Source organism: Sphingobium xenophagum (genome assembly GCF_002288285.1).
Classification (GTDB): Bacteria; Pseudomonadota; Alphaproteobacteria; order Sphingomonadales; family Sphingomonadaceae; genus Sphingobium; species Sphingobium xenophagum.
In genome coordinates this window covers 26,193-44,028 of record NZ_CP022749.1, presented here as the reverse complement: position 1 = coordinate 44,028, position 17,836 = coordinate 26,193, and the positions used below count along the sequence as shown (strand labels likewise).

Sequence of the window (17,836 nt, the reverse complement as noted above, 5' to 3'; positions counted from 1 at the left end):
TATGCGCAAGTTGCTTGGACTCGGAATCTGCCTGGCGCTGGCGGCCTGCGCAGGTCAGCCCGTCAAAAAGCCAGCCAAATGTGAGGGGCCGATGCGGCCTGCAAATCCGCATGGGCTTACCCTCCCCACAATCCCGGATCAGGCCGCACAGCGAACCGCGCCGGCAAATGTGGACGTGTTCAATCAGGGTGCACCGGCAACGCCGGACGCGGCCCCGGCAGACCCCTCCACTCCGGGCAATGAACAGTCGGACGCATCGCGGGCGGTCGAAGTGCCGCGTCTAAGCGCCTCGCTGCGCGGCCCGATCTACTCGAATTGCTGAGGTGTTACGATGGCAGTTGGTATTCCAAAGGACGAGCTGAAAGCCTATTTTGAAGAGGCTGCAAGCTGGGAACGTGACAAGCTTGCGGCGGCCGAGCGCTCCAAAAAGCTGGCGTGGGTCGTCGCTGGCGTTGCTGGCGCCCTGGCGACTGCTGGCGTTGTGGCCGTTGCAGCCCTGACGCCTCTAAAAACGGTCGAGCCATATGTTATCACGGTGGACCGTAACACGGGCGAGGCGTCGATCGCCGCCAAGCTCCACGGTGACGCGACGATCACCTATGACGAGGCGGTCCGTAAGTATTTCCTCGCTACCTATGTCCGCTATCGCGAAGGCTGGATAGCGGCCGCTCGCGAAGAATATTTCGATGCGGTCATGGTCATGTCGGCGCGGCCCGAACAGGATCGGTGGTCACGCTTCTACAAGACCGACAATCCCCAAAGTCCGCAAAACATCCTTGCGAACCGCACTGATGTTTTTGTCGAAATCAAGCGGGTGTCGTTCCTGGGCGGCAACGTCGCGCAGGTCTATTTCACTAAGGAATCTGTGACCGGCTCGAACTCGACCAAAACCGATGCCGTCGCGACCATCAAATACAAGGTCGATGGCACGCCGAGCAAGGAAGTGGACCGCTTCAAGAATCCGCTTGGCTATCAGGTCGAGAGCTATCGCGCTGACGTGGAGGTGCCCCAATGACCGTGTTGAAGTGGAGCGCCCCGTTTGCGCTCGCGATCGCGCTAGCTGCGTCGCCGGCGATGGCCGAAGAAACGCCTCATGCGACGGTGCTCGATCACCGGGTTCGTGAAGCGAACTACAATGATCGGCAAGTCTATGAGATTCCGGGTGTATTCCGCATCGCCACGGAAATCGTCTTCGCCAAGGATGAAGTAGTCGAGCATGTGGCGTTGGGCGATACCGTGTCTTGGGAAGTCGCACCGGCTGCCAATTCGCTTTTCATCAAACCGCGCGAGCGCGCGGGTCGCACGAACCTGACAGTCATAACCCGTTCACGCTACGGCCCGCGCAGCTACCGCTTCGCTCTGTCGCCAACGCAGCGCGGCAGCGGCTTCTATACGGTCGTTTTCCGCTATCCTGAACAGGAAGCGGCCGAGGCGCAGGCGCAAGCCGCAATGGCCCAGCTGGCCCAGCTGAAAGCCTTGGAACGCGGCGCGGTGAAGTCCGCGCTCGATATTGGCGTGCTGGAAGGCACACGCAACGCCGATTACATCATGCAAGGATCGACGGCCATCCAGCCCTCCGAAGTGTCTGACAATGGACAGTTCACCGTGATGCGCTTCCCCAACCAGCGTGAATTGCCGGCGTTCTTCGTCGTCAATCCTGATGGATCGGAAGCCATCGCCTCCTTCGATGTGCGCGATGAATATGTGGTGCTGCACGGGGTTTACAGGACAATCCGGCTGCGCCGGGGCCTCGAAGTGCTCTGCATCCACAATCAGAAAACCGACTATTACGGGCGCGATCCCAAAACTGACACGGCCTCTGGCCTAGTCGAGCGAACCACGGGGGTTCAATAAAATGGCTGCGAACGATCATGACAACGCGCCGCATGGCGACAACATCATCTCGCAGGGCGAGACGGTCGAAAACCGGCCCCTCGCGTCTGAGCCGGTGCCCGATCCCGAAGATATTGAGCGGCAAAGCGAGCGCCAGGCGAAGATTGCCGCTCTGCCGAACAGGTCGATCGACCCCAAAAAGGCGGTCGTTCTCGCGGCGGTTGCCTGCGGCGCGATCGTTCTCGGTTTCAGCACAATCGACGCGATGCGGAGCGATCCAACCGAAAAGGCCGAGAAAGCGGAAAAGCCGGATGAAAGGCAGCTCGCCAACTACGATCCCAAGTCGATCATAGCGCCCACGCTTGCCGATGCGCCAAATGATCCGAACGCGCCGGTGCCCATGACGGAAGTGCCGGCGCTTGATGGAAGCCAAGCGCCCCGCACGGGCGGCGCGAATGGCCGCCCCCAAAAGTCTGAGGGGCAAGTCATCGCTGAGGCCCAACGCCGCGCCGGGATCATGGCTTATGGTGGCGAAAACGGCGGCGGGGTCGGTGGAGCGGTGGCAGCTGCCACCGGCCTGCCCATGGGCGGCGGCACAGGAGCACAGGGCGCGCAGTTGATTGGTGCGTCGGCCGATGGTGATGGGCAAGGTGGATCGCGCCGGACAAATCTCGAAAACATGCGCCAAACCTCGCAAATTGATCGGGTGTCAGGCCGCGACATTGGCAACCGCGATATGCTGATCCTCGCAGGGTCGTTCATTCCGTGCGTGCTGCAAACGGCGATGGATTCCAGTCAGCCCGGATATGTCAGCTGCATCATTCCCCGCGACATTTATTCGGACAACGGCCGCGTCGTCCTGCTGGAAAAGGGAACGCGCGTCTTGGGCGAATATCAAACCGGCGTCCAGCGCGGCAAATATCGTCTCTTTGCGGTATGGAACCGCGCGGTTACGCCTCGCGGCGTGGCGATCGACGTAGGTTCGCCCGCCAGCGACGCGCTTGGCCGTTCAGGTATGGCAGGCGGCGTGAAGAACTTCTTTTGGGAACGCTTCGGGGCCGCGCTGTTGTTCAGCTCGCTCAACGATGCCGCCTCGATCGCCGCCTCGGAAGTCTCCGACGCCGATAATGTCACGCGGGTTCCCAGCCAAGCGTCGGACACGATCTTGCGGGACACGATGCAGATTCAGCCGGTGCTTCGCATCAATCAGGGCGCGGAAGTGGGGATTATGGTCGCTCGCGACTTCGATTTCTCCAACATCTACGGCCTGCGGCTGAGGCGCGGCCAGTGAGCAATACGGCTGTCCTCGAAAACGCCCTGCTGCCGCTGCGTCCTCTTCTTGCGCGTGAGGACGTAACGGAGCTGGTGATTAACAAGGCTGGCGAAGCGGCGATTGAAACGCGCAATGGATGGTCCTGGGAGACATTGCCTGACCTCAATGAAAAGTCGCTGCTCGCGCTCGCGCGGGCAGCGGCGGCTTTCACGCATCAGGACATAAGCCAGTCCACGCCGATCTGCTCCACAATCCTCCCCAGCGGTGAGCGCGTGCAGCTGGTTGTGCCGCCTGCTGTCCCTGCCGGCACCGTGTCCATCACCATCCGCAAACCGTCATCGGTGACGTTGACGATGGAGGACTTCGAGCGCGGTGGGCTGTTTAGCGAGACAAAGATCGCAACTAGGCAAGTCTCGCCGCTCGATGTTGAATTGCGCGATCTGCTCGACGCAGGAAAGCACGTCGAATTTTTCCAAAAGGCGGTCCAAGGCCGCAAGAATATCCTGATTTCGGGCGCTACCGGCTCGGGAAAGACGACGCTCTCTAAAGGGCTGATCCAGCTCATTCCGCCGCATGAGCGGCTGCTGACGATCGAAGACACGCGCGAATTGGTCGTTCCGCATCGCAACGTGGTCCACATGCTCTACGCGAAGGACAAGCAGGGCACCGCGAAAATCTCTGCAAAGGATCTTCTGGAATCGGCCCTGCGTATGCGGCCTGACCGGATACTGTTGCAGGAGCTGCGCGACGGCACCGCGTTCTTCTATCTCCGCAACGTCAACTCAGGCCATCCCGGCTCGATCACGACGATCCATGCGGACTCGGCCGAACTCGCGTTCGAACAGCTGACATTGCTGGTCAAGGAAAGCGAGGGCGGCGCCGATCTGGCCCGTGACGACATTCGCAGCCTGCTCAAGCTGCTGGTTGATGTGGTCGTGCAGACCAAGAAGGTCGAAGGCCGCTTTCGCGTGACGGAGATATATTTTGATCCAGAAAACAGGCTCTAACAGGCTCGCACTGGCCCTCGTCCTCCTTCCGATCACGCTCCTGCTGATCGGCCTGCTGACCGGCACGGTGGCGTGGTTCTTCCTTAAGATGCCCGCCGCGGCTTATGATCCGCTCACGCTCCCCGGCTTCTTCTGGTATTACCGGCATGATCCTGTCGTGACCGAAGCGCTTTGGCGAGGCGCGGTCATAGGCGTGCCGTTGCCGGTGTTGCTCATGGCGATCGTCCTGCGGCCGAAAAAGAACCTTCACGGTGAAGCTCGTTTCGCGCGCGAAGGTGAAATCCGCAAGGCGGGCCTTCGCGCGAAAAAGGGCATTGTGCTCGGCCGCTTCCGCAATGGCTTTTTCCGCAACGGCTTTCTCATGGTGGGTAAGATGGAGCATGTATTGCTCGAAGCCCCTACCGGATCGGGCAAGGGCGTCGGCATCGTCATTCCCAATCTGTTGCAATGGCCGGATTCGGTTGTCGTGCTCGATATTAAGCGTGAGAACTACGAAATCACGGCGGGTTTCCGCCGCAAAGGCGGCCAAAAGGTTGTCCTGTTCAACCCTACGGACAGGGAAGGCCGCACGGCCCGCTACAACCCGCTCAGCTACATCAACAGGTCCGACCCGATTGAGGTTCTGGTCGAATTGCAGAAGATCGCCACGATGCTCTTCGTGCCTCCGGAAAAGGGCGAGGCGTTCTGGACGGAATCAGCCCGCACGGCATTTGTCGGCATTGCATCGTGGATCGCGGCCAAGCCTGAACGTCCCTTCTCGTTTGGCGAGATCTACCGGACCATCACGATGCCAGGGATGAAGGCATTCTTCGCCAAGGAAGCCGGCGATGGTGCGCTATCGGAAGGGTGCCGCGCTGCGTTGAGCGATTTTACGTCCAGCGCTGACAACACATTCACCGGCATTATCCAGACCGTCACCTCCAAGCTCAATCTCTGGATCAATCCGATTGTCGATCGCGCGACTGCCGAAAGCGACTTTTCCCTGACGGACCTTCGCCGCATCCCGACCTCGATCTATCTCGGCGTTTCGCCGGATGAACTCGATAGGGTCGCGCCGCTCTACAATCTGTTTTTCCAACAGCTGATCGACCTCAACACGCGGCAACTGCCCGACGATAGCGAAAAGCTGTCCGTGCTGCTCATTCTGGACGAATTTGCGCGGCTCGGCCGCGCCCAGGTCATTGCAAATGCGTTCTCCTATGTGCGCGGCTATGGGCTTCGTCTGCTTCCCGTCATCCAGTCACGCTCCCAGCTGCGAAATGTCTATGGGGAGCATGGCGCGGACGAAATCGTATCAAACTGCGGGGTCGAAATTGCCTTCACGCCCAAGGAACTGCGGGTCGCAAAGGAACTGTCCGAACGCCTCGGTTATCTCGGTCAGGATGCGGAAAGCCGGTCCCTGACGATACATGGATTGCTCGCCAATCGAAGCAAGACAATCTCCGAACAGCGGCGCGCACTGATGCTCCCTCAAGAGCTGATGCAGCTGCCCGAAGACGATATTCTCGTCATCCGGGGCGGTATCCCCGTCATTCGCGGGAAGAAAATTCGCTACTTCAAGGATGCCGTGTTCCGCTCGCGCTTGACGCCTGCGCCGAAAGTGCCGGCGCTGCCCAAGCCGATCGCCCCGATCGCGACCATCGATGATCTGAGCGATGAAGAGCTGGCGGCTTTCAACGATTATTCCGCACTGGCCGATGACCAGGTGCAGGACATTCCCGAAGACGTTCTCGCCCTCGATCGCGACATGCCGAACCTGACAGTGAAGGACGGCAGCATGGCTTTCGATGAAATCGACTTCGACGACATTATTGGTCCCGACCCGACAAAAGAGGAGTGGGAAGGCCAGCGCCGGGATCTAGTTCTAAGTGAAGGAGAAGAATATGGCCGATGATGACACAAGCCAGCGCGGTGCATCTGAGCCACGCCCTTTCGAAGTTCGCGGCGGACCGGGGAACAGCAAACAGTCGTTCGCTACTCTTCCCGATGCGATGCAGGCTTACGTCAAGGCGGACAATGGCGATCATTCGCTGACGATGCAGAAAGGTGGCAAAACTGCTTGGCTAGCATCCACGGACTGGCAGAACGATGGCTCAACGCCGGTGGGGCAATACTTAAGCCCTGCTATTAGGGACTATCATAGCGCCGTAAAACGCGGGGCGCCTGCCGCTGAATTGGAGCCCCGCGAGCGCGCCGCGCTGGCCGATGTTGAGGCTTGGCCTCGGACGGTAAAGCGCGAAGCGGCACCATCGGCCCCGGCCGACAAGGCGCTGAATATTGTTGAGGGCGAACGGTCGAAGGCGGAAAAATCAGAGCCTGCGCCCTCCCGCGCCGACGCTCCGTCGAAGACGGCGAACCAAGACAAGAAGGTCGAGGATACAACCTTGGCCCTTCCGGCGCAGATCGAACGCAAATATCTGCGCGTAGGCGACGATCTGTTTCGGAGCGGCCGCGATGAAAAGCCCGATATGTCGATCAAGGGACAAGATGGCATTCGGATCAACAAGGACCATGCGATTGGCGATGCGGTCGCCATTGCGAAGCATAATGGCTGGCAGTCGATCCGTGTTCATGGCAGCGATGATTTCAAGAAGGCGGTCTATCTGGAAGCCGCCCGCGCCGGTGTCGCCGTCAAAGACTTCGAGCCTTCTCCCCAGCTGAAGCTTGAGGGAGAAAGACTGGCGGCGCGTGACAAGGCGCGCGAAGCTCAAGACCCTACGAAAAGAGCGAGCATGGCAAAGCAAGACCCTACCGAGTCTCGCGCAGCGGCCGAGCAATTCCGCCGTAACTCCCACCGCGAGAATGCGACCGATCCGCAATTCAAGGCCGCGCAGTCGCACGTCCTGGCGGCCTCAATCGAAGCTAAAACGCGCTTTCCCAAAAAGGAGGATCAGGCGCGCTACATCGAGAACGCGAAGGAAACGGTGGCCAAGCGGATTGAGAACGGCGGACCGATTCCTGCGGCCCGTTTCGAGCAACAGCGCCAGAACGAGGCTACCCGCATAGCGCGCGAGGATTTGACGCTTCGCCAGCAGGAGCGGAAGCCGTCCCGCTCGCGCTAAGTGCATGGCACATGCCTTTTGGAAACAGGAAACCGCACGATGAACATTCCCCGGTCTGATCCGGTGCCATCGAGAGGCGTGTCCGATCTCGATCGTCACATTGAAACCTTGCTTCGCGTGATTCATTCCAGAAACCTCGCTTGGTCTGATCTAAGCGAAGTGGGTAAACAGGTGGAACGCCCTCTGACGGACGTTGAGCAATTGCTTACAAATGTGGGCGACGACGCCCATGAAATCACCCTTGCTACCGAGACGATCATAACAGCTCTCAAGCTGCAACGTGATGCGCTCGCGATCCAAAGCTCTCGCCGTAGAACACGCTTCGGCTCGATGCTTCTGCTCTTGATCCCCGTGTTCTTCGTAGGTTTGATGATTGGCACATCATACGGGATAGATGAAGGTCGGGCGCGGGAGCGTGAAGCCTTAAAGTATCCGGTCCTACCCCAGCTGTCCGTAGATCGTGACAGGCTCAAAACTGACGGAAGGTAGAGCGGTGGCAGCTGCCACCGCTTGCGATCTCTTGATGGGCTATGGCTTCATGAGGCACGATGAAGAAATCTGACAGGGCAAAGAAACATACCGCCAAGGTAATCGAGGCGGCTGCACGCGCCCATGAAGCTCTCGACTATTTCAGCGGCAACGTCACAAATCCGTTCGATGAGCTAACATGGCCCAGCATTGCCGAAGGTTATCTTCTAGTCGCGCAGAAGGCGGTATCAGACGCCTTGGTCGCTTTGGAACGTGCAAACAGCGTTGGTTGGACCAAGCACGGCAAGTAGGCGTCACCTCAAGGTTTGTTCGCCAGACAACGATTTCTCGGACATAAGCGGAACATGGGCTACGCTACACGCTTCAACCGCGCCATTGGCTCGTTGAGTGGGTGGAATTCACCTGCTGGAAGTCGCCTGGCCTGCTCCCAGAGGTAATCGCCGGTCAGACTGATGTGCGCCCAGCCCATCGGAGAAAGGTGCGCAAGCAGGGGTGACTACACGAAAGTGACGAATTTGCACGCTAAGGGCGAACAAATGGGGTCCGCTGCCAGCATAGGCTTTCGGTAAGCGCTGAAGGACGTGTTCAACCTGTCCGCGAACATGTGTCGTTATTGCGGGCGCCTGTATGGGAGGGCGGCAAGCCGGCTGACCAACGATCGAGGTAGAGCCCTGCTTGCCAAATATGTGAGCCTGTTGCCCATCCCCGGTATGGCGAAGGATCGCCGATGAACCAGGGCGTGGATCGCATGGGCCGCGCACCGATCAACGTCCATCAAACCCAACTTCCCCCACTTCAGATCGCTGAGGGCAGCCATGTCGGTGTCGATGCCCCCTGGTGCGAAAGATCCGACGCTCACTCCCGTCCCCGCAAGCTCGACGGAAAGTGCCCGCATGAGATTACTCACATAGGCTTTCGACGCGCCGTAAACCGCCTGGAACGGTACGGATGTTTCGCCTGCCAGGCTCGATACCGCGATTATTGAGGATTCAGACTGTTGCCGCTTGAAGATTTCGACCAAGCGGGCCAGCAAATCCGTGAAGCCGAGTATGTTTGTTTCAATCACCTCGGCATAGGCGTTGGCGCGGCCAGCATCGAACGGACCGGCGCTCGTCAGTCCGGCAGCGAGCAAAGCTGCTTTTACTTCCAATTCTGTAACCCTGGCCGCGATCTTCTCCCTGCCATCGATTTCACGTTGATCGGCCACTATGATCTCGCATGGAACATCAAACCGCGCGCCAATTTCGGCTTGCAGATCCAGTAAGTTGTCGAGCCGTCGCCCGACAATCAGCGGCTTAGCCTGATACAATGCCGCCAGATGGAGGGCGGACGCCCTGCCCAGACCGGTCGAGGCCCCTGTAACCAGCACCCACGAGTTCCTGATCGGCAGCGGTGTCATGTGCTTTCCAGCGCCTTGTACAGGGCGGTTTTTCCGATCTTGAGACGGGCGGCTGCCTCGCGCACGGTGAGCCCCGCCGCGATGTGTGCTCTCGCCTTGCGCAGCTTGTCGGGGGTGACGACGGGACGACGGCCGCCCTTGCTGCCGCGCTCACGAGCAGCGCGCAGGCCAGCCTGGGTGCGTTCGCGGATCAGATCACGCTCGAACTGCGCGAGGGAGCCGAAGATGTTGAACACCAGCATTCCCCCGGCGTGGTGGTGTCGATGTTCTCGGTGAGCGAACGGAACCCGATGCCGCGGGATGCCAGTTCGCCGATCTTGTCGATGAGGTGGCTCATCGAGCGGCCGAGCCGATCGAGTTTCCACACGACCAGCGTGTCGCCGGCGCGCAGATAAGCCAATGCTTCGGTAAGCCCGTGCCTGTCGGTCCTGGCACCCGATGCCTGATCGTCGAAAACACGTTCGCATCCCGCGCGCTCCAGGGCGTCATGCTGGAGCGATAGCTTCTGGTCCGGCGTGGAGACGCGCGCATAACCGATCAGCGCCACATTCTGCCCTGTCGTGTCCGTTTTCCCATCATCACGCGACCTTGTCCGAATCGCCATTGCAGGTCCAGAGTAAACGGACACATTCCCGGTGACCGTTCAACGGTCGTCTGACGGACAGCAGCAGCGAAGGAGATGATGCTTGGCGAGGCGGCGACTAGTGAGCCCGGAAATCTGGGCGGGGCATTATGACGCGCCGCTCGATGAGCGAGAGATTGTGCGTCATTATACGCTGACCGGCGACGATCTGGAAATTGTCGGTCGCCGTCGCGGCGATGCCACCCGGCTCGGCTTTGCGATGCTCCTGCTCTATATGAGATGGCCTGGCCGCGCGCTTGAAGCGGGCGAACTCCCGCCCGGCCCGGTGCTTGCCTATGTGGGCCGGCAACTCGGCGTCTCGCCGGAAGCTTTTGCCGACTATGCCCATCGGGACCAGACCCGCCGCGAGCATCTCGTCGATATCCGACGATCGCACGGGTTCAGGGCTTTCGATCGCCAAGCGTTTCGTGAAATCGTGGCCTTTTCGATCCCGATCGCGCAGACCATCATCCGCCCGGGCCAAATGGCAGGGGTTATTGTCGACGAACTCCGGCGTCGACAGATCCTCCTGCCTTCCCCGTCGATTCTCGAAGCGGTGCTCCGAAGGGCTCGCCAGCAAGCAGAGCAGCTTACCTATGAAGTGCTCACAAACGGCCTGCAACCCGACACGCTACAGGGTCTGGACGATCTGCTGGCCCGACGTACGGGGGAAACCGCGACATGGCTATCCTGGCTGCGCAACGCGCCACAGTCGCCGGCAGCGCGCAACATCCTGCGACTGATCGAACGGCTTGCCTCTATCCGCGCGCTGGGCCTCGATCGCGCTCGCGCCGACATGATCCCGGCTTCGACTTTTGACAGGCTGGCGGACGAGGGCAGCCGCATCACGCCCCAGCACCTTGGCGAACTCAATGCCCTGCGCCGACACGCGACGCTGGCGGCAACCGGCATACGGCTTGAGGAAAGCCTGACCGACGCGACCCTGACGATGTTCGACAAGCTGTTGGGCAGCATGGTGCGCCGCGCCGAGAACCGGACCCGCGATAAAGCCCTCAAGACGGTGCGGGAACTGCAGGGCCATCTTCGGACACTCACGGGGTCTTGCCGCATCCTCATCGACGCGCGCACCAAAGGCGTGGATTCGCTGGCGCAGATCGATGCCCTGGACTGGCAGCGCTTCGCCGTGGCGGTCGAGCAAGCCGAAGTGCTCGGCCGACCCGAAACCGTCGATCGCACCGCTGAACTGATCGAGCGGCATCGCACGGTGAAGCTCTTTGCCGGCGCTTTTCTGAATGCCTTCGAATTTCGCGGCGCCGGTGCGGTGCAGGGGCTCCTGTCGGCGCTGACGATTATCGCGGAGCTATACCGGACCGGCAAACGCCGCTTGCCTGATGGCGTACCGCTGCGCTTTGTGCCGTCAGCATGGCGGCCGTTCGTCCTGCGGGACGGTATCGTCGATCGTGCCGCTTATGAGCTATGCGCCCTTTCACAGCTACGCGAGCGGTTGCGAGCCGGAGACATATGGGTCGCGGGAAGCCGCCAGTTTCGCGATTTTGACAGCTATCTCATCCCGCCGGCCACCTATGCGGCGCTTCGCGAAAAGGGACCGCTGCCTCTCGCCATCGAAACGGACTTCGAACGCCATATCGAGGAAAGGCGCACCAGGCTCGACACGGCGATCGATCAGGTGACAGTTCTAGCCCGACAGGGTGAGCTACCCCAGGTCAGACTTGACGAAAGCGGCCTCATCATCTCGCCGCTGAAGGCGGTGACACCCCCCGCTACCGAGATTACCCGTCGCGCCGCCTATGATCGACTGCCCCGCGTGAAGATCACCGATATTCTGCTTGAGGTCGATGCCTGGACCGGGTTCAGCGAATGCTTCGTCCATCGGCGTTCGGGCCGGGAGGCCGACGATCGCAATGCCCTGCTCACCGTCATCCTCGCCGATGGGATCAATCTCGGCCTCACCCGCATGGCAGAGACCTGCCGGGGCGCAAGTCTGCGCCAGCTCGCCCATCTTCACGACTGGCATATCAGCGAAGCCGCCTATGGCGAGGCGTTAGCGCGGCTGATCGACGCCCATCGCACCATGCCGCTTGCCGCACTCTGGGGAGACGGCACCACCTCGTCGAGCGACGGACAACAATTTCATGCCGGCGGTCGCGGGGCCGCGATCGGCGACATCAATGCGCGCAGCGGCAACGAACCGGGTGTTGCCTTCTACACCCATGTCTCGGATCGATATGATCCCTTCGCGAGCCGGGTGATCGCCGCGACCGCCGGCGAAGCGCCCTATGTCCTGGACGGCTTGCTATATCACCAAACCGGCCTGACGATCGAGGAGCACTATACTGACACGGGCGGGGCATCGGACCATGTATTCGGGCTAATGCCCTTCTTCGGCTACCGCTTCGCACCGCGTCTGCGCGACATAAAAGACCGACGCCTGCATCTGCTGCCGGGTCAGGAAGCCGGACCGCTGCTGGCCGGGATGACGGGAGATCCGATCGCTATCGCCCATGTCGGGGCCCATTGGGACGAACTGTTGCGGTTCGCCACGTCGATCCGCACCGGCACCGTCACCGCTTCGGCCATGCTGCGTCGGCTGTCCGCCTATCCGCGACAGAACGGACTGGCCCTCGCGCTGCGCGAGCTTGGTCGCCTCGAACGCTCGATCTTCATGCTCGACTGGCTGCGCGACATCGACCTGCGCCGACGCACCCAGGCCGGACTCAACAAGGGCGAGGCCCGCAACGCACTCGCCCGCGCGCTCTTCTTCAACCAGCTCGGCGAGCTGCGCGACCGGCGGTTCGAAAATCAGACCTATCGCGCATCCGGCCTCAACCTGCTCGTCGCCGCTATCATCCTGTGGAACACCCGTTATCTCGAAATGGCGCTGGTGGACATCGGCGCGCCCGACGAAATCGCGCGCCACATCGCACCATTGGGCTGGGAGCATATCTCGCTGACCGGCGACTATAGCTGGAATGTCGATGATCGCCCCGATCCGGATGTCCTGCGACCCCTTCGCGCCGTCAGTTCCTTGCTCGCCGCGTGATGTTCGGCATCCGTTCGCCCTTAGCGTGCAGATACGTCACTTTCGTGTAGTCACCCCAAGCAGTGCCGCATCGAACGTCGTGCCGACAGCGTTGAGGTGCTGGGCGGCCCGGTCGAGATAGACCGTGTTCCAGTAGGAAATCGCCGCAATCAGCAGGTTCAGCCCAGATGCGCGAAATTCCTGATTTTCCAGCGAGCGATCGGTGAACCGACCCTGCCGGTTGGTATAGATGGCGGCGGCAAGCGTGTGCCTCGCCTCGCCTTTGTTGAGACCGGCCTGACAGGCACGTCGCAGTTCCGGTTGTTCAAGCCAATCGAGCGTGAACAAAGTGCGCTCGATACGGCCCAGTTCAGCCAATGCAAAATCCAGCCTGTTCTGGCGTTTGTAGGCGGCAAGTTTTCGCAAGATTACTGACGGCGCCACCGTGCCATCCTTGATTGAGGCGACAATCCTGACGATGTCATCCCAATCGGCCTCGATCGCTGCCGTTTTGATGGTGCGGCCCATCAGATTTTCGATGCCCTTGTATGTCGATGGCGCAGCGACCGAACCCAGCTTGCGGTCGCCAATATCGCGCAGCCGGGGCGCGAAGCGGAACCCGAGTAGGTGGCAGAGTGCGAAAACATGATCGGTGGCGCCGCCGGTATCGGTATAGTGCTCATGCAACGGAAGGTTGCCGGCGCCCAGGACAAGCCCGTCGAGCACGTAAGGCGCTTCACCTGCCGTCGCGGACATGATCCGTGATCCGAATGATGCGAAGTGATCGGAAAGGTGAGAATAGATTTTCACGCCAGGTTCGGCGCCATATTTGGCATTGACGTCCGCCGCCCCTGAACGGCTCCGCCCCGACCGGAAGAACTGGCCATCGGACGACGAACTGGTGCCAGCGCCCCAATGCCGCGCGAAGGGTAATTCGTGATGGGCTGAGATGATCATGGCCAGCGCGGCCTGATAGTTCTCGGGTGAAAGATACCAGTTGTGGGTCCATGCGAGTTGGGCATAGCTGACGCCTTCGCTGGCATTGGCCATCCGCTCCAGCCCGAGGTTGGTGCCATCAGCCAGAATTGCGGCGAGTACCGTGCTGGGGTTGTCGTGCTCCTTGCCTGAGCGCAGGTCACGGAATGCGTTCAAAAAACCAGTGCGTTCGGCGACTTCAAGCAGCAGCTCGGTGATGCGCACGCGGGGAAGCAGGGTATCGAGCTTGCGATCGAGGGCTTCAGCTTCCGGTGGGGTGACAGGCGGCATTTGCTGAAGCTTGAGCCGGTCTCGTTCGAGCGACACTCCCTCAAGCTTGTTTGTTTTCAACTGCTTGGCAAATCGGCGCAGCCGCCAGTCAAGATTTCGTGCCCGGTCAGCGAGGTAGGATGCAGCATTTGAATCGAACGGAAGCACATCCGCCACTTTGGCGGCGTCGCGCCGACCCAGCAAATAGGCATCGAAGCGCTGATAGTTGCGGGTTCCCTCGATCCATACATCACCGGCGCGCAAACGATCACGCAAGGTTGCCATGATCGCAATTTCATAACGTCGGCGGTCGATACGGCCGCTTTCGGTGATGAGACGCTTCCACTGCCGATTGGGGAATGGCAGTGGAACGCCATCGGGAAGGTCGCGCGACTTTCGTGTGTTCGCATCGCGAATGACATCGATGGCTTTGATCAGTGCCGTCCCTGTTCCAGACGCCTTGAAGGTGAAGGCGTCCAGAAATGCCGGGCTGAAACGCCGTAGCGTGGCGTAACGCTCGGTTGCCGTTACCAGTGCGTCCTCGCCGGCAAGATCAGCAAGGGCATCTACTTGGGCCTTTGCCGCAACAAGCCGGTGCCAGCCCACCGCTTCGTCAATCAATTCGAGCGGATCGCCGCCATTCTGGACAGCCTCATCAAGTGCTGTAATCGTGGCGCCAAACAGCCGCATGAGTTGCCCCACCGACTGAATACTATCTTGGTAGCGACGCTCGCGCCCACGCCGCGCGCGCGTGAACATGCCGCCGATAAGTCGGTCAAACATGCACAGCGACATCGCAGTTGAAGGGTCAGCGACATCGTAGATGACGTGTGGGGGGAAGCGGAGGCCGGGCGTAGCCCGGACGTAGCTTCCCCCACACGGGCGCGGGTTTCCCCGTGCCGTTGGCGGCGACAGCGGTCAGGATGGTCCGATCTTCAACGCCAAGAAGAGGATCGGATGCCTGGCCGTCCCATCACCGACCAACAGCAGAGGTACTACATGTCCCTTCGTCAAAAACACCCGCAAAAAGCGGCCGCCGCCATGGCGGGCTTTTCCACCAGCACGGGCTACCGGACAGAGAAAGATCCCCGGTCGCCATCGGAGCGTCGCCGGGAGCGACGTCATGGCGGCGGCAGGCCAGATCCGCTCGCCGAACTGTGGGATAAAGAAATCGTGCCTTTGCTCGAGAGCACGCCGGGCCTGAAGCCCATCTCTATTCTTGGGGAGCTGGAGCAACGCCACCCCGGTCTCGATCTAACACCAGCCCGCAGGACCCTGGAACGCCGGATACGGCTATGGAAGGCCGAGTATGGACCAGAGCGTGAGGTCATCTTCCGGCAGGACCATCCGCCAGGCCGACAGGGCATGTCGGATTTCTTTGACGCCCGCGATCTGAAGGTCACCATCTCCGGCAATCCGAGCCCGCACCTGATCTATCACTTCGCGCTGGTCTATTCCGGGTGGGAGCATGCCGAGGTCGTGCTGGGAGGAGAAAGCTTCACGGCGCTGGCCTGCGGCCTTCAGAATGCGCTGTGGCAGCTTGGCGGCGTGCCGCACGAGCATCGCACCGATAGCCTCTCCGCGGCGTTCGCCAACCTGGAGCAAGATGCCCAGGAAGATCTGCGGACCCGCTATGCCGCCCTGTGCGCCGATTACCAGATGGAGCCCACCCGCAACAATCGCGGGGTCGCCCATGAGAATGGGTCCATAGAAAGCCGTCATGGTCACCTTAAGGATCGGCTCGATCAGGCACTCCAGTTGCGCGGGACACGTGACTTCGCCTCCATCGAGGACTGGCGCACGTTCCTCGCCCAGATCGTGGGCCGCCACAATGCCCGGCGGCGCGATGCCTTGCGCATCGAAGCTGAGCACCTGCGCCCGTTACCTTCACGCCGCAGCTGCGATTATGATGAAGCTACGGTGCTCGTCACCTCATCGGGCGGCTTCGTGCTGCGCAAGGTCTTCTACACCGTGCCTTCCCGGCTCATCGGCCATAGCCTGCGAGCCAGGATCTTCGATGACCGGATCGACCTTTATCTGGCCGGGCAGCCCATCGAGACCCTGCCACGCGGGAGGGCGCCCGATCGCGGACGGGGCGGTCATGACCACGTAGTCAATTATCGGCACGTGATCCACAGCCTGCGTACCAAGCCCCACGCGCTGGCAAACCTTGTCTATCGCGACAAGCTCTTCCCTCGCAGCGAATATCGCCGCTGCTGGGATGCTCTGGAGGGTGCGCTTCCCAAAGCCGCCGCATGCCGCAGCATGGTGGGGCTGCTGTGGCTTGCGCATGACCAGGCCTGCGAGGCTGAGCTCGCCGCGACCCTGACCGGCATACTCGATGGCCAGGGTTTACCCGATCTGAGGGATCTGCAGGAGCGCTTCCAACGCCCCGGCAAAGAGCCGGCCGATGTGGTCGTCGATATTCCCCAGCCTGACACATACGACGATCTGCTCACCGCCAGGGAGATGGCCGCATGAGCATCACTGTCGACACCGCCCAGCTGCCCATGTTGCTTGGCACGCTGCGTCTGCCCACCATTGCCCGTCTCTGGCCGGACTTCTGTTCACGAGCGGACAAGGAGGGGTGGCCGGCTTCGCGCCTGCTGGCAGCCTTGGCCGAACTGGAACTCGCCGAACGCGAACAACGCCGGATCCAGCGCCATCTTACAGAAGCACGGCTGCCTCCCGGCAAGACCCTGGATGCCTTCGACTTCAGCCTCGTTCCCACCTTGAGCAAGGCCCAGGTCATGGCTCTGACCCAAGGAGATGCCTGGCTCAAGGCGGGCCACAATCTTCTGGCATTTGGTCCGCCCGGTGCCGGCAAGAGCCACGCCGCAGCCGCCATCGGCAACGAGCTCGTCGCGCGCGGATACCGGGTCTTCTTCACCCGAACCACCGATCTCGTCCAGCGTTTGCAGGCCGCACGTCAGTCCCTGACCTTGACCCAGGAGATCGCCAGGCTCGACCGCTTCGACCTGCTCATCCTCGATGACCTGTCCTACGTCCGCAAGGACCAGGCAGAGACCAGCGTCCTGTTCGAACTCATCTCTGCCAGATACGAAAGGCGCTCCATCATGATCACCGCCAACCAACCATTCAGCGGTTGGGATTCCATTTTTTTGGATAAGGCAATGACTGTCGCTGCCATCGACAGGCTCGTTCACCACGCCACTATCCTGGAAATGAACGTCGAGAGCTATCGCAGGCGATCCGCCCTGGCCTCAGCGACATCGCTCCGCGACAGTGCTCCTGATCCAGCGACATCGCCCAGCGACATCGAAACCATGCCAGCGACATCGCTGCGCGACAACGCCTCTTGATCCAGGCCAACCTCGTGTGACACTATCCCCAACGTCACCGCTGACACATCACCATCAATGTCGCTGACCAGTCACCGACGATGTCGCGCTACACGCATCCACGCTTTCGCCATGGCGGATTGCCAGATCGCGCCAGAACGCCGTTTCAGCGAACATTTCCTCGCGCAGCGCCTCTTCGATAGCGGTCTGACCGCTGGCGACGGCCTCGTTCTCCAGTTCCTGCAAAAGTGCCATCACCATACGGCCGGTGCTCAACCGATCCTGCAACAGCGACGTGAACACGTGATCAAGCTCGGCCCACCTCGGGGCACCCTCTTCCTGTAAAGCGGCCTGCGACTGCCGCCAGCGGCTAGATACCGCGATAGCCTTGAACGCGATCTGCGCGATGAGCCGCTCGCGATTGCCGATGTGGTAATTGATTGCCGACGGGCTCATTCCTGTCTTTCGCGCCAGACTTCGTGCGCTGAGCGCTGCCAGACCGCTCTCTTCGGCAAGGTCATACGCGGCCTCACTCATCCGCTCTGCCTGGGGCGAGGCTTCATCGGACATATATCGCAAGCGACTCAAACCTGACACCCTTCT

At 60.9% G+C, this 17,836-nt stretch carries 14 protein-coding genes and 2 pseudogenes; 12 read left to right on the top strand and 4 right to left on the bottom strand.

What is annotated here, in order from left to right; translation table 11 throughout:
• Position 1 precedes the first annotated feature (1 nt).
• The 9 genes from CJD35_RS20870 to CJD35_RS20830 are packed head-to-tail and all read left to right on the top strand — an operon-like array spanning position 2 to position 7,954.
• A complete protein-coding gene (locus tag CJD35_RS20870; protein ID WP_004213216.1) occupies positions 2 to 322 on the top strand; it encodes a hypothetical protein in 321 nt (106 codons plus the stop codon).
• Positions 323 to 331: 9 nt separating this feature from the next.
• Positions 332 to 1,015, top strand: a complete 684-nt coding sequence (locus CJD35_RS20865; RefSeq protein WP_004213217.1) for a VirB8 family type IV secretion system protein — start codon at positions 332 to 334, stop codon at positions 1,013 to 1,015.
• A complete protein-coding gene (locus tag CJD35_RS20860) occupies positions 1,012 to 1,854 on the top strand; it encodes a TrbG/VirB9 family P-type conjugative transfer protein (protein ID WP_004213222.1) in 843 nt (280 codons plus the stop codon). Before CJD35_RS20865 ends, CJD35_RS20860 begins: the two co-directional genes overlap by 4 nt.
• Before the next feature lies 1 nt (position 1,855).
• The gene (gene virB10 / locus CJD35_RS20855; protein ID WP_004213224.1) at positions 1,856 to 3,124 is read left to right on the top strand and encodes a type IV secretion system protein VirB10; all 1,269 of its coding nucleotides are present in this window, start codon (positions 1,856 to 1,858) and stop codon (positions 3,122 to 3,124) included.
• Positions 3,121 to 4,113 carry a P-type DNA transfer ATPase VirB11 gene (virB11, locus tag CJD35_RS20850; protein ID WP_004213226.1) on the top strand — a complete coding sequence of 331 codons (993 nt, stop codon included), beginning with the start codon at positions 3,121 to 3,123 and terminating at the stop codon, positions 4,111 to 4,113. Before virB10 ends, virB11 begins: the two co-directional genes overlap by 4 nt.
• A complete protein-coding gene (locus CJD35_RS20845) occupies positions 4,091 to 6,007 on the top strand; it encodes a type IV secretory system conjugative DNA transfer family protein (RefSeq protein ID WP_004213227.1) in 1,917 nt (638 codons plus the stop codon). The genes virB11 and CJD35_RS20845 overlap by 23 nt, the downstream gene beginning before the upstream one ends.
• Positions 5,997 to 7,175 carry an LPD7 domain-containing protein gene (locus tag CJD35_RS20840; protein ID WP_004213228.1) on the top strand — a complete coding sequence of 393 codons (1,179 nt, stop codon included), beginning with the start codon at positions 5,997 to 5,999 and terminating at the stop codon, positions 7,173 to 7,175. Before CJD35_RS20845 ends, CJD35_RS20840 begins: the two co-directional genes overlap by 11 nt.
• Before the next feature lie 39 nt (positions 7,176 to 7,214).
• Complete coding sequence (locus CJD35_RS20835) at positions 7,215 to 7,664, top strand: hypothetical protein (RefSeq protein ID WP_004213229.1); 450 nt, start codon at positions 7,215 to 7,217, stop codon at positions 7,662 to 7,664.
• Between the two features lie 59 nt (positions 7,665 to 7,723).
• The gene (locus CJD35_RS20830) at positions 7,724 to 7,954 is read left to right on the top strand and encodes a hypothetical protein (RefSeq protein WP_004213230.1); all 231 of its coding nucleotides are present in this window, start codon (positions 7,724 to 7,726) and stop codon (positions 7,952 to 7,954) included.
• Between the two features lie 320 nt (positions 7,955 to 8,274).
• Here CJD35_RS20830 and CJD35_RS20825 read toward each other — a convergent pair whose 3' ends face one another.
• Together CJD35_RS20825 and CJD35_RS20820 are read right to left on the bottom strand one after the other, a co-directional pair.
• On the bottom strand, positions 8,275 to 9,063 hold the full coding sequence (locus CJD35_RS20825; RefSeq protein ID WP_095687551.1) for an SDR family NAD(P)-dependent oxidoreductase: 789 nt from the start codon (positions 9,061 to 9,063) through the stop codon (positions 8,275 to 8,277).
• A pseudogene (locus CJD35_RS20820) lies at positions 9,060 to 9,610 on the bottom strand (recombinase family protein). The gene CJD35_RS20825 and the pseudogene CJD35_RS20820 overlap by 4 nt, the downstream one beginning before the upstream one ends.
• A gap of 139 nt (positions 9,611 to 9,749) precedes the next feature.
• Here CJD35_RS20820 and CJD35_RS20815 point away from each other — a divergent pair.
• The gene (locus CJD35_RS20815; protein ID WP_095687550.1) at positions 9,750 to 12,707 is read left to right on the top strand and encodes a Tn3 family transposase; all 2,958 of its coding nucleotides are present in this window, start codon (positions 9,750 to 9,752) and stop codon (positions 12,705 to 12,707) included.
• A 57-nt stretch (positions 12,708 to 12,764) separates the two neighbouring features.
• On the opposite strand, the pseudogene CJD35_RS20810 reads toward CJD35_RS20815, so the two are convergent.
• A pseudogene (locus CJD35_RS20810) lies at positions 12,765 to 14,714 on the bottom strand (Tn3 family transposase); the annotation flags it as partial.
• Positions 14,715 to 14,888: 174 nt separating this feature from the next.
• Between CJD35_RS20810 and istA the strand changes: the two are divergent.
• Complete coding sequence (istA, locus tag CJD35_RS20805) at positions 14,889 to 16,412, top strand: IS21 family transposase (protein WP_081628012.1); 1,524 nt, start codon at positions 14,889 to 14,891, stop codon at positions 16,410 to 16,412.
• Positions 16,409 to 17,254, top strand: a complete 846-nt coding sequence (gene istB / locus CJD35_RS20800; protein ID WP_006949666.1) for an IS21-like element helper ATPase IstB — start codon at positions 16,409 to 16,411, stop codon at positions 17,252 to 17,254. Before istA ends, istB begins: the two co-directional genes overlap by 4 nt.
• A 54-nt stretch (positions 17,255 to 17,308) precedes the next feature.
• On the opposite strand, the gene CJD35_RS20795 is transcribed toward istB, so the two are convergent.
• Entirely contained in the window at positions 17,309 to 17,803 is a 495-nt protein-coding gene (locus CJD35_RS20795; protein WP_006949668.1) for a TetR family transcriptional regulator, read from the bottom strand.
• Positions 17,804 to 17,836: the final 33 nt, after the last annotated feature.